At 60.8% G+C, this 11,413-nt stretch carries 12 protein-coding genes and 1 pseudogene; 7 read left to right on the plus strand and 6 right to left on the minus strand.

The annotated features are described in order from the left end of the window. Window positions 1-98: 98 nt before the first annotated feature. Window positions 99-461 carry an MmcQ/YjbR family DNA-binding protein gene (locus tag NKH93_RS27295; protein ID WP_352973633.1) on the minus strand — a complete coding sequence of 121 codons (363 nt, stop codon included), beginning with the start codon at window positions 459-461 and terminating at the stop codon, window positions 99-101. On the opposite strand from NKH93_RS27295, the pseudogene NKH93_RS27300 reads away from it, so the two are divergent. Next, a pseudogene (locus tag NKH93_RS27300) lies at window positions 457-666 on the plus strand (ABC transporter ATP-binding protein); the annotation flags it as partial. The gene NKH93_RS27295 and the pseudogene NKH93_RS27300 sit on opposite strands and share 5 nt — an antisense overlap. Before the next feature lie 17 nt (window positions 667-683). Here the strand turns inward: NKH93_RS27300 and otsB are convergent. The 4 genes from otsB to NKH93_RS27320 form a co-directional block, all read right to left on the minus strand. Then, window positions 684-1,436: a trehalose-phosphatase gene (gene otsB, locus NKH93_RS27305; protein ID WP_352973634.1), complete on the minus strand. Its 753-nt coding sequence runs from the start codon at window positions 1,434-1,436 to the stop codon at window positions 684-686. Then, the gene (locus NKH93_RS27310; RefSeq protein WP_023674969.1) at window positions 1,433-3,214 is read right to left on the minus strand and encodes an alpha,alpha-trehalose-phosphate synthase (UDP-forming); all 1,782 of its coding nucleotides are present in this window, start codon (window positions 3,212-3,214) and stop codon (window positions 1,433-1,435) included. The genes otsB and NKH93_RS27310 overlap by 4 nt, the downstream gene beginning before the upstream one ends. A 178-nt stretch (window positions 3,215-3,392) precedes the next feature. Further along, window positions 3,393-5,555, minus strand: a complete 2,163-nt coding sequence (locus tag NKH93_RS27315; RefSeq protein WP_352540550.1) for an amylo-alpha-1,6-glucosidase — start codon at window positions 5,553-5,555, stop codon at window positions 3,393-3,395. A 48-nt stretch (window positions 5,556-5,603) separates the two neighbouring features. After that, window positions 5,604-6,665, minus strand: a complete 1,062-nt coding sequence (locus NKH93_RS27320) for a glycosyltransferase family 4 protein (protein WP_352540549.1) — start codon at window positions 6,663-6,665, stop codon at window positions 5,604-5,606. Here NKH93_RS27320 and NKH93_RS34380 point away from each other — a divergent pair. Continuing rightward, complete coding sequence (locus NKH93_RS34380) at window positions 6,651-7,223, plus strand: DUF982 domain-containing protein (protein WP_502893790.1); 573 nt, start codon at window positions 6,651-6,653, stop codon at window positions 7,221-7,223. The genes NKH93_RS27320 and NKH93_RS34380 overlap by 15 nt on opposite strands. Before the next feature lie 33 nt (window positions 7,224-7,256). On the opposite strand, the gene NKH93_RS27330 is transcribed toward NKH93_RS34380, so the two are convergent. Next, entirely contained in the window at window positions 7,257-8,513 is a 1,257-nt protein-coding gene (locus tag NKH93_RS27330) for a methyltransferase family protein (protein ID WP_352973635.1), read from the minus strand. Between the two features lie 24 nt (window positions 8,514-8,537). Here NKH93_RS27330 and NKH93_RS27335 point away from each other — a divergent pair, with 24 nt between their 5' ends. The 5 genes from NKH93_RS27335 (at window position 8,538) to NKH93_RS27355 (ending at window position 11,378) form a co-directional block, all read left to right on the plus strand. Beyond that, a complete protein-coding gene (locus NKH93_RS27335; RefSeq protein WP_352973636.1) occupies window positions 8,538-8,930 on the plus strand; it encodes a hypothetical protein in 393 nt (130 codons plus the stop codon). Window positions 8,931-9,169: 239 nt separating this feature from the next. Further along, window positions 9,170-9,481: a hypothetical protein gene (locus NKH93_RS27340; RefSeq protein ID WP_352502408.1), complete on the plus strand. Its 312-nt coding sequence runs from the start codon at window positions 9,170-9,172 to the stop codon at window positions 9,479-9,481. Window positions 9,482-9,743: 262 nt separating this feature from the next. Then, window positions 9,744-9,968: a hypothetical protein gene (locus NKH93_RS27345; protein ID WP_352502409.1), complete on the plus strand. Its 225-nt coding sequence runs from the start codon at window positions 9,744-9,746 to the stop codon at window positions 9,966-9,968. A 215-nt stretch (window positions 9,969-10,183) separates the two neighbouring features. Further along, window positions 10,184-10,438 (plus strand): DUF6894 family protein, encoded by a 255-nt coding sequence (locus tag NKH93_RS34385; RefSeq protein ID WP_502896501.1) that lies wholly within the window; start codon window positions 10,184-10,186, stop codon window positions 10,436-10,438. Window positions 10,439-10,835: 397 nt separating this feature from the next. After that, a complete protein-coding gene (locus NKH93_RS27355) occupies window positions 10,836-11,378 on the plus strand; it encodes a class I SAM-dependent methyltransferase (protein WP_352502411.1) in 543 nt (180 codons plus the stop codon). Window positions 11,379-11,413 lie beyond the last annotated feature (35 nt).

Here is an 11,413-nt window from a genome sequence, read left to right on the forward strand (position 1 = left end):
GCGCTTATCGGCGCGGCGTCGTTGAGCTTCTAGCGCCGGCGATTCGTGGGGTGACACCAATCGCTCGACCTAAGCTCCAGAGTCCACCTTGTGCGTGATCAGGCGGCAAGCTTTTTGGGCGCTTGTGCGCGATAACTCTCATCGAGCCATGACTTCAGTTGTCCCATCGGGGGCAGTTCGTCCGGTGCTGGTTCGAACGTCACCCATCCGCTCTTGCCAAGGCCGTACTCCGTCGGCGACGCATAGTGGAGCTTTCTCGCCTCGTCGCCGCTGTAGGGGAGTTTGAGGGAGATGCTGAACGGTTCGCCTTCAAGGCTCAAATAAGCAAAGGTCTTGCCTTTCACCGCGAGATCGTCGTGACCAGGCCACGGACTCTTTGTCTCGGCGCCTGGATAGGTGAGGCCGAAGGCGCGTAGTTCCTTGAGAACGGCATCGGTCGAAGCGCGCGATTTCCTACTCATCAACTCTCCTCCATCGCTGTCGGTGGCTATCCTGGCAGACGAGCCGACGGGGAGCCTCGACAGCAAGAGCTCGGAGCAGGTGTTCACAATCCTGCAGAATCTGGTGCGCGAACGCGGCAAGACGGTCGTGGCAGTCACGCATGACCTCGACATGGCCGCACGCATGGATCGCCGCATTCACATAGTGGACGGGAAGATCAGCTGAACCGGGCCACGGCGCGATCAGGCCACCGCCGACGTCTCGAAACTGGCCTCGAGCCAGGCTATTGCGCCCGTCACGTCGTCGAGGACATAGGTTGCGGCCGTCGGTCCGTTCGGCTTCACGCGGATGGAGATGCCGCCAATTTCATTGATCGCCTCGAAACCGTGTTCGTCCGATGTATCGTCTCCGAGGAATATCGGCCGCCGGCCAACAAAGGGCGGAATGTCCATGAAACGCCGGATGGCAGCACCTTTGACGGCTTCCAAAGGCATGAGCTCGACGCCGGCGTTTCCCGGAAGCACCCGATAACCCTTCGGAAGCCGGGCCAATGCCTGTTCGACGAGCTGGATTGCGGGTGCAAGCAGTTGCGGTGCTGCTCTTGTATGAACGGCAAGGACCGGCCCCTTGCGCTCGACATAGACCTTGCCGCTGCCCAGTTCGGCCTCGATCTCGTCCGCAAGGGCGGCGATGTCGGCCGGCGCGTCGGCGGCATCGATCGGACCGCTCGGCGTCAGCCGATGCTCCAGCCCATACAGTCCGGCAATCCGCAGCTTCAGCGGGTGGAACAGCTTGTCCACGGCGGGAATCGATCGGCCGGTGATGAAGGCGACCGCACCATCCAGCCGCCGCTCGATGCGTTCGAGCAGATTGCGCAATTCCTCGCCGACGAACACCGCGTCGGGATGGGCAGCGTGTTCCAGCAGGGTTCCGTCGATGTCGAGAAAGAGCGCCTCCGACAGGTTCAACGCCGGTGGTTGTTCAAAGCTTTTCACGACGCTGCCTTCCGAGCCCGCTCGAACATCGAGATGACGTTGTTGGTGTTCGATGGCGGGCGCTCGCCGGTTCCGGTCACCCTGTCGAGATCGCCGCGTTTGCGCAGGCGCGCGGCGTCCAGCAGCATGCTGCCGGCCCAGCGGTAGACATTGTTGTCGCGGACCATCTCGCGCATCGGCCGCAAACGTTCGCGCTGCTCTTCCGGCGTCATCGTCAGCGCCTGCAACAGCGCCTCGCTCATCATGGCCGCATCGTAGGGGTTGACGATCAGTGCTTCCAGCAATTCGCGCGAGGCACCGGCGAAGGTGCTGAGCAAAAGCACGCCCTGTTCGTCGTCGCGCGCTGCGACGAATTCCTTGGCGACAAGGTTCATGCCGTCATGCAGACTGGTGACCATACAGATGTCGGCGGCACGATAGACCTCGTAGACCTGCTCCTGCCGATGATGTTCGGCGACCATCAGGATAGGGCTGTATGTCTCGCTGCCATAGCGCCGGTTGAGCTCCTCGGCACAGCGGCGGCATTCGTCGTGGAGTTGCTGGTAGGCGGGCAATGTCCCCCGGCTCGGCGCGGCGATCTGCAGGAAAACCACCTTGCCTATCCATTCGGGATATCTCGTGAACAATTCGTCCAAGGCATGGAAGCGATCGAGAATGCCTTTCGTGTAGTCGAGGCGCTCGACGCCAACGCATAGTTTGGTATCCGCAGACAGGCCGAATCTGTCGCGCACGCTGGCGCGGCACTCCTCCACAGACGGCAGTTTTGCCAGCAATTGGGCCGGCCATTCTATGGAAATGGGATAGGCGTGGACCAATGTGGTCTGCCCACCATAGGAGATTGCCGCGTCTGCCCGTTCGATCCGGCTCTCCAGAAAGCGGTCGACACTTTCGGTGAAGTTGTTGGCATGGAATTGGGTATGAAAGCCGATGATCGAACTGCCGAGCAGTCCTTCCAGGATCCGCTCACGCCACGGACAGATGCTGAATACTTCCGAATTAGGCCACGGGATATGCCAGAAGGTGATGACTATCGCGTCCGGCAGGCGCTGGCGGATCATGCGCGGCAGCAGCGCGAAATGATAGTCCTGCACCAGCACGATCGGCCGTTCGTTGCGGGCTTCGGCAACCACCGTATCGGCGAATTTGCGGTTGACGGCCTCATAGGCGTCCCAGTCCGAGGCGCGAAACACGGGGCGGGTGAAGGCGATATGGCAAAGCGGCCATAGGCCCTCATTAGCGAAGCCCAGATAGTAGCCCTGATATTCCTCCTCCGTCAGCCAGACCCTGCGCAGCGTGTAGGACGGATTGCCTGGCGGCACCTGCACCCGGTCGTCCTTGTCGACGGTGAGACGGTCTGCCGTGCCGCCGCCATAGGCGATCCAGGTGCCGGCACAGGCGCGGGTGATGGGCTCGAGTGCCGAAACCAGGCCGCTGGCCGGCACCAAAAGTTGGACCCCGTCGTCCTTGATGTTGTGGATGTAGGGTTCGCGGTTGGACACCACGATGACCTGTGCGTCCGGCAGGTCGTCGGCCAGGATCTTGCGCAACGTGTCGGGCGACCACGTGACCAGTGCCGCATCGGCGGACTGGCCGTTCTTTTCGAACTCGCGCAGCACCTTGCGTGCCGCTTCCGAGGCGACATCCTCGCTCGGCGTGTATGCGGCGGCCGTTGCGCGACCGCGGCGCTGGCGGGATATCGACAGGAGAATGGCAAAAGCGGAAAAGCCAAAACTTGCAATCAGCAAAACCCAGAGCAGGTTTACAGTATAATCTGACATGGAATGTGATCTCGCCTCCGGCCGGCCGATAGCCGTTTTTTTATTTGTTTTCTGGTTCGCCGCCGTATGACAACGACAGCGTCCCCACCCCGCCCATTTTTGCAACGCACAAAGAGGCTATCGGTTCCGGACGATTGCAACGCGCGCGTCATTTTCGATGCGCCGCAGCGCGGCGGCATCAAGTGCGCACGATGAGCGGCACCATCCCCTCATACCGGTCGGCAAGAAAGGCGACGACCCGGTCGCCGACACGCTGGAATGTGAGGTCGACCACTGTCGAGCCGACACCCAGATGCCGCAATGTCAGCGTGTCGATGCCGATCGGCAGCCTTGGGCGGGTGACCCGGATTTCGCTGTTCCAGCCGTCGATTTCGAGCCCAAGGCAGGCCTGCATCAGCATGAAGGCCGATCCCGCTGACCAGGCTTGCGGCAGGCACGCGACGGGATAGGCGATGGGCGCTTCGCCCGGCGACCGGGTAAAGCCGCAGAACAGTTCCGGCAGCCGCATGTTGAAATGGACAGCCGATTCGAACGTGCCGCTCATCAGCCGAACCACGCTGTCGCGCACGCCATAACGTGCCAGGCCTGCACCGCACATGGCGGTGTCGTGCGGCCAGATCGAACCATTGTGGTAGGACATCGGATTGAAGAATATCGCATCGTCGGCCAGCGTCCTCACGCCCCAACCAGAGTGGAACGACGCGGAGAGCAGCTGATCGGCGACCATCTGCGCCCGTTCCGGCTCGGGCAGCCCGACAAAGAGAAGATGGCCGGCATTCGACGTCCGTACCTTGCAGAGCTCGCCTGCACCATCGATCGCCAGTGCATAGAAATTGAGATCGTCCATCCAGAAATGGCGTTCCACCGCGGCGCGCATGGTTTCGGCGCGTTCCTCCCAATGATCGGCCTTGTCGTCCTCGCCGCGGCGGCGGGCGAGCGCCGCCAGCCCACGGAACGCGGCAAAGACGTAGCCTTGCACCTCGACCAGGGCGATCGGCCCCTTGGGCATGCGGCCATCGGCATGGAAGACGGAATCGAAACTGTCCTTCCAGCCCTGGTTGGCAAGGCCGGTCTCGGCGCCGCGCTGGTAGGTAACGAAGCCGGTCGCGCGGCTTGTCTCCTCCGTCCATTCGGCCGCTGCACAGAGCGATGGCCACAGGCTGTCGACGAACGCCATGTCGCCGGTACGATCCGCATAGGCGCAAGCGAGATGAATATAGAGCGGCGTGGTATCGACGCCGCCGTAATAGCGGCCGAACGGGAGCTCCCGCAGTGCCGCCATCTCGCCCTTGCGGGTCTCGTGCATGATCTTGCCGGGCTGCGAATCGCTGAACGGCGACGTTTCGGTCGCCTGATGCTGGGCGAGAAAGGCGAGTACGCCGCGCGCCAGCCCAGGATTCAACCACAGCATCTGCAATGCGGAAATCACCCCGTCACGGCCAAATGCCGTCGAGAACCAGGGTATGCCGGCATAGGGGTAAGGTCCGGTTGCAAGCTCGGTGGTCAGCAGCGCCACGTCCGCGCGCGCGCGTTCGATCCAGTCGTTGAAGACGCGGCCAGAACTGTGCACCGTCGCGCCGTGGCGGCGTTTGGCGCGCATGCCGAAGCGAGCGCGGGCGGCTGCAGCCCGAAAACGGTCGCGGTCGGGTGTCTCCGCCACTTCCGGGCCGACCTCGATATAGAGGACCTCGCTGCTGCGCTTCGTCACCGCAACCAGGAAATCCGCGCGGCTGGCGGTCAAATTGTCCGGCGCCTGCGAGAACGAGATCGCCGACAGGCGCACGAGTTGGTCCAGCCCGTCATATCGAAGCACCACGGATGTCGGACTGGTCTCGGCGGCGTGGGCTATTCCGCGCTTGAGCCGGGTCGAACCGCGCACCTCGAACATGTCGCGGAAATCTGCTGCGAAATGCAAGGAAACCCGAATGGCCGACGATTCCTGGCTGTAGTTGGAAAGGGTGATGCGCTCGAACAGCCGGTCCTGCCAAAGCAGCCTGACGCGTTCTATGTGGATCGCGCCCTGCGGAATGTCGCGACCACCGACACTCTGGATCGGCAGATTGGTCAGGTTCGAGGTGAAAAGCACATTGTCCTGGCTGAGCGAGGCGCCGAGCAACGACATTTGCCGGCCACCGACCGTCAGCCGGAATTCCGAAAGCACACGCGTGTCGTCTCGGAAAAAGCCATCGCCGGCGCCGCGGATGTCGCCATAGGCGTCGGCCACCGCGAAGCAGTCGGCTTGCTTGAGGGCGAACAGCCGGTGCGGCTCCCGGGGCGCAACCTCGTCGAGGGAGGCAAGGGCTACGGCGGGATCAAGCTTACGCTCGTCGAGTTGATTCATACGTCACAAGCTCTGTCGTTTCGTTTCCAACGTCCACAATGACGCCGATCAGGACGCTCTCGCTTCACCGGGAGTACCGATCAGGCGCGCATAGGCAGCCACATAGTCGTGGGCCATTCTCGTGGCAGAAAAACGGTTTTCGAACACGGCTCTCACCTGTCGCCTGTCGAGGCGCAGCAATTCCGGTATCGAGGCGACCGCAGCATCGACCGTATCGACAAGGAAACCGGTCACGCCGTGGTCGATGATCTCCGGCAGGGCACCGCATTTCCAGGCGATCACCGGCGTGCCACAGGCCATAGCCTCTATCGCGGCAAGACCGAACGGCTCCGGCCAATCGATCGGAAACAGCAGGCCGGCCGCCTTGCCGAGGAATTCCGCTTTTCTGTCCTCTTCGATCTCGCCGATATAGTCGACACGGTCGCCGTCGATCAGCGGCTCGACCGTGTCGTGGAAAAAAGGGCGGTCGTCGTCGCCGATCTTTGCCGCAAGCTTCAGTTTCAGCCCGGAGCGCAAGGCGATCTCAATGGCACGGTCCGGGCGCTTGTCGCGCGACAGCCGGCCCAGAAAGGCCAGATACGGCTCGTCCACCTCCGTCTCGAAAGTCGGCTCATACGTATTGATCGGTAGCCCGTGATGGATGGTCGCCAGCCAATTTGCCCTGGGTAGCCCGGTTCTCTGGCTACACGAAATCGAGATCATCGGAAAGCGCGGAAAATGTTCGTAGGCCGGGGCCAGGTCGACATAGTCGAGCCTGCCATGCGGTGTCGTCACCGTCCGGTCGGGCATGTGTTCGAAGAAAGGAAAATGCAGGAAGTGGCTGAGATGGAAATGGATGATGTCGAACTGTTGCGCACGGCTCCTCACCTCGGCGAGCATCGAGAGATGCGCCGCGGTTTCGGATTTGTGCGGGCGCGGATCGAGACGGAGCGCGCGCTCGCGACACGCCACCAATTTCGCCGACGTCTTGGTATCGCCGCTGGCGAACAGGGTCACGTCATGGCCAAGCTCGACCAATCCTTCGGTCAGATAGGAGACGATGCGCTCCGTCCCTCCATAGAACCGGGGTGGCACGGATTCATGGAGCGGCGCCACATGGGCTATTCTCATGTTTTGGCATTTCCCTCAAAAAGACTGCTCGTGGCATCGAAATGCATCAGCCGCGCTAACGTTCCCGTACAATGGCAAGATGCCACCCAATTGGGGCAAGATGTCACCCAATTGGAGCTGCCGGGCGCGTCGACCGTTGCTCGTCTCGTCCAGCAAACATTTTTCAGGCCAAGCCATGTTTTGCCGGGAACCAAAGTCGGGTTCGCGAGTTTAGTGGGGTTCGATCGCACGCATCCGGTCGACGGGGAGGAAATGATGGACCGCTTGCAATTCTTTTCGCCCGTGCGGATTTTGCGCGGACAGGGACAGCCCGTGGAGGAGATCGACAGCGTTGCCGAAGCGATGGCATTCTTGCGAAAATGGCCGGCCGGGCGGCGCGGGCCGGTTTACCAGTGCGCCGTGAATTGCTGCGCTGCGGCCATGGCCGGCCGGATGTCGGCCGAGGAAGCGAGAAAGGCTTTTGCCGGCTTCGCCCGGATCACCCGCCTGCTCGAGGGCGATCGGCCGTTGCCGATGAGCGGCGAGGATCGGCATCGCGATCACGCCTTGAGGCGATAGGCAAGCTGCCGCAGATGGTCCGAGCAAGGGCATTCAGCCTGAGCGCCTGATCGGCGACCGACTCGCTTTCGCGAACAGTCGTTTGAGCTGAGCAACGGCGCCGTTTTCGCTGATGTAATCGCGATAGGCGACGTAATCGGGGTCGCGTGACAGATGGCATTCCTCGGTGATGGCGCGGAGTGCGTAGATGGCATTGAGCGCGAGCAGGATGGCGGAGTGCCGCAGCGCTTCAGCGGGTCCTGCGGCGGTGAGGAAAGGTAGGGAGACCAGCCACCAGGAGAGGTTTTTCGAAACATAGGCCGGATGCTTGATCCAGCGATACGGTCCGCAGGTGATGATTCCGCGATTGGTGAGATTGGAAAATCTCAGGCCAAAGCTCACGGTGGACCAGACAAAAATCAAGATGCAGAAGAGGATCGCCGACCCCCAGAAAACCTGGAGCGCCGGTGAGGGCATCACCGCCGTCCAGTTGGCACCCGTTTCGTAGTTCAGGTAGGCACGGGTGGCGGCGTTGATGGGTTCATAACAGGCAAGACAAACCAGCCAGCCGAATACGGTGGGCTCGACGGTGCGGATATGATTGTCGAGGACGCGCAGCGTGAAGACGTAGCCGACGACCGCGACAAGAACATCCACCATGAACAGGAGATCGATTGCAAAAGCGTGCCAGCGCATGATGTCGAATCGATACGGTTGTTCCAGCCCGGCAAGGATCGAACCCAGTGTGGAGCACAGATAGACGAACATCAGCGGCAGGAAGAAGCCTTTGACGATCCAGCTCCGCACGTGCTGGCGTATCTGCTCGGTCCTTTGCGGCACGGCGCCGCTGAGGACGAATGCACCGATTTCGGCATATGAATCTTCCGGATCGGTCTGCCGGCGGTCGACATAGGCAACATAAAACGGCGCGGCGACGAGCAGCGCCGGCAAGGTGTCGAAAAGCGCCGCCCAGTAGGGGGCGTAAAACCCGCGCCGGTATTCCGGCACTATCCAGTAGACTGCGGCAATGGTCGTGAGCGTGACGATGAAGCCGATGAGCTTGCGCACGACGCGCTCGACTTCAAGCACTCGCATCGGCTTCGCCTGCAATCCCGTCGAACGCCTCCGGAACGTCTGGAAATAGGCCGTGTCGACCGCGATCATCGCTGCCGCGGTAGCTGCAATGACAGTCATGGCCTGCAAATGTACAGGCCAGCTTCTGTTGACGAGCACTCCGACGGCCAGCGCAAGACCAAACAGTCCTGCAAGGCCGGTGAGGGGCGCGGTCGCGGATTTCGGTTGGAGCGTCAAGCTGCTACTCCCGTTGCATGAGGGTTGATCGTCGTCGGCGGCCGCGACGGGTCACGTAGTGTGCCCACCCGCCGCCGCTGGTGGCACTTGAGCAGCCGCTACACTCCACCGCTGCCGTTGGATCCGCTGCTGCTTGTCCCGTCGTTGCCGCCGCTGGATCCGCTGCTACTGCTCGATCCGCTTGAGCCGCCGCTGCTTGTTCCGTCATTGCCGCCGCTTGAACTGCTGGTGCCACTCGAACCGCTGCTGCCGCTGGAGCCGCTGCTGCCGCTCGAACCGCTGCTGCCGCTCGAACTGCTGGTGCCGCTCGAACCACTGCTGCTGCTTGAGCCACCGATGGGCCTGTTGTTGAGGTTGTGTGGCGAGCGATGGTTGTTGGCGCCCTCGTTTGTATTTTCGCAGGTGCATTTGCGCTGATATTTGGTGCCGAAAGCACTGTGTTCATTGCTCGCCTTCTTGCAGACCAACCTATGGCAAATCAAATTCGCTTCGGTCGTCTCGGGGGTAAGGCCGGTGATCACTATTGCGGTTGTCGTGGCCGCCATGGCCATGATCGAGAACCGGAGTAAATTCCGAAAATTTTGCATAGATACCTCGCTTTCTGACGCCTCGCTTCTCGGGCTCGCGCCCAAGCTTCCTGATTGTCGAGCGGGTATTTGCAACAAGGCCGCATACGGATCGCTTACGCCTCAGCGGTCGGGCTCAGGGCGGCGAAAAAAGTTGAACAAAGCGCAGACAATGCTGCCGCATTGCGGTATTTCGACCAGAAAAAGGAAGATGCACTTTGGGGGAAACGGAAAATGTCGAAACGGCTTAGACTGGTGCTGGGAACGGCCGGCGCAATTGCCGTCGCCATTGTCTGGGGGATCATCGCCACGTTGTTGGGTGTGCCATCGATTCTGATCACTGTAGGAGCGGTCGCGATCGGCGCAGGCATCTACAGCTATGTCGATCGAAGCCGAAGCTGATCCCGGTTATCAGGCTACGGGCATAACGCAAAAATCCCACCGTCGCAGACTGTCTGCGGCAATGCTCAGTGTACGAAAATTACCAACGACAGCGGTCTGTGGAACGAGTGGCCTGCCGAAGCTATTGTGGTGTCGGTCCGAGACACCCCCGCCTCGGGTCATTGGCTCACCCAGCCGAGTGGTCCGCTGCTACCCAATGGCAGCGGACCTTCATCCGGAGGACAGACCCGGAAGACGGATTGTGCCGAATCGAGGGAGAACGATGGTCGTTGACGAGATTGCCGCGCGGCGCCTGAAAATTCTGCTCGAGCAATACATGGAGACCAGGAAGAGGCGCCACGATGCGGTTTCCACCGCAGCGGCTGAGATCGCGATCAGGGCTGTCATGCCGAATTGCCCGGCCTCCGGAAAAGTCCTGGACGACATGATTGCGGCATGTGCGTTCGAACACGGGCTGGGGGTGCTGTTCGATCGACCTGACGCATGAAGGCCTAAATGCCATGAATCCCAACGCCAAAATCGCACGTTGCTGTCGTGCACAAATCCGACGCTGTTCCTGAGGCGCTCGCGACTAATGCGCATCGCGTCGATCGGCCTCATGCGATGCGCTGTAAGTGCCTGTTTTTGTGCATGTCGTTGCCGCAAAACCGCTGCACAGTTTTGCGCGACATGCATTAGAGAAACCGACCGACCGGAGCAGCCATGCCGAGATATTTTTTCCATTTCCGAAACAATGAGGGCCGCTTGACGGAAGATTTCGAGGGTCAGGAGTTGGACGGTTTGTCCGCGGCTCAGGATAACGCAATGGCCTCGGCCAAGGAAATCCTGGCCGAGGGCCTGCTCAGCGGCAGCCCGGTCCTGACAGGTCTTTCCTTCGAAATCTGCGACGAGAACCGGAAGCTGCTTTTCCGATTTCCATTCTCGGAAGCTGCCGAAAAGGCCGGCGCTCGACCGTGATTGGCCAAAAGCCCCGCGATGCGGGCGAGCTTTGATCGAGCCTAGCTGAAAAACCGCATGTCGCGGCAAGACGGTCGTTGGTGCAAATCAGCACCATAGGCAAATTAGTAGCATAGCTGCCGGCACAAAGCAAGAACAAATACGGCTTGCCTTGCCTACGGGGGCGCCAAGCGACGTTGCCATTTCCAACCAGTATGTCGATTTGTCGGGCCGGGTGTTCGTCAACTTACCGAAACTTACCGAAACGTCTTCGCAGGATGCTGTGATCAGGAGTTCCTTTCTCCCGCGGTTGCGTTTACAGGACGCTCAGGACAGTGTCGTTTGCGCGCCAGCTACTAGACCGAGTTGGGCCGGGCGCACAGTCCCCTCCGTCAAGGAAATCAGTCCGGCGCCGTTTTTGGAGAACAATGATTTGTGGTGGTCAAATAAGCAAAAGAGATTCAAGGGAACGTGGGACGACCGACTGGACGGCCTATTCTCAGCAGAGGTCGACTACGCCGGGAAATCCATTCTCGATGTTGGCTGCAACATGGGTATTGTCGCCTATGAGATATCCAAGCTAGGACCGAGTTCGATCCATGGGATCGACATTCTCAAGCCGCATATCGAGACGGCCAGGATGATCTTCCTGGGTTGTCCGGTCCAAAGCCAGTTCGATTGTCTCGATCTTGGCAGCCGGAAGCTGCAAAATGTTCTCAAACCGCAGTACGACATCGTCATGCTGCTGGCGGTCTACCATCACATGCAGTGGAGCCTCGGCGCGGACAAGGCGCGACGCGTGCTGTGCGATATCGCCGGGCGTGCTCAAACGATCGTTGCCCGCGTCCCTCCTGGCAAGGATAAGGAGATGATCGCCGTGCTTTCGGATGTGGGCTTTTCAATCAAAAGCAATCACACATCGCCTCTTGGAAGCCATCTCATGGTCCTCGCGAAACACTGACCAGGCATAGCGCGGCCGACGGCGAATGGCGCAAG

The organism is Mesorhizobium sp. M0954 (assembly GCF_040319155.1).
Lineage (GTDB): Bacteria > Pseudomonadota > Alphaproteobacteria > Rhizobiales > Rhizobiaceae > Mesorhizobium.

Excerpts from the sequence above, each read along its gene's own strand:
- NKH93_RS27295 (WP_352973633.1), bottom strand. The coding sequence starts at position 461 with ATGAGTAGGAAATCGCGCGCTTCGACCGATGCCGTTCTCAAGGAACTA.
- NKH93_RS27310 (WP_023674969.1), bottom strand. The coding sequence starts at position 3,214 with ATGTCAGATTATACTGTAAACCTGCTCTGGGTTTTGCTGATTGCAAGT.
- NKH93_RS27315 (WP_352540550.1), bottom strand. The coding sequence starts at position 5,555 with ATGAATCAACTCGACGAGCGTAAGCTTGATCCCGCCGTAGCCCTTGCC.
- NKH93_RS34380 (WP_502893790.1), top strand. The coding sequence starts at position 6,651 with ATGGGCTATTCTCATGTTTTGGCATTTCCCTCAAAAAGACTGCTCGTG.
- NKH93_RS27320 (WP_352540549.1), bottom strand. The coding sequence starts at position 6,665 with ATGAGAATAGCCCATGTGGCGCCGCTCCATGAATCCGTGCCACCCCGG.
- NKH93_RS27345 (WP_352502409.1), top strand. The coding sequence starts at position 9,744 with ATGGTCGTTGACGAGATTGCCGCGCGGCGCCTGAAAATTCTGCTCGAG.
- NKH93_RS34385 (WP_502896501.1), top strand. The coding sequence starts at position 10,184 with ATGCCGAGATATTTTTTCCATTTCCGAAACAATGAGGGCCGCTTGACG.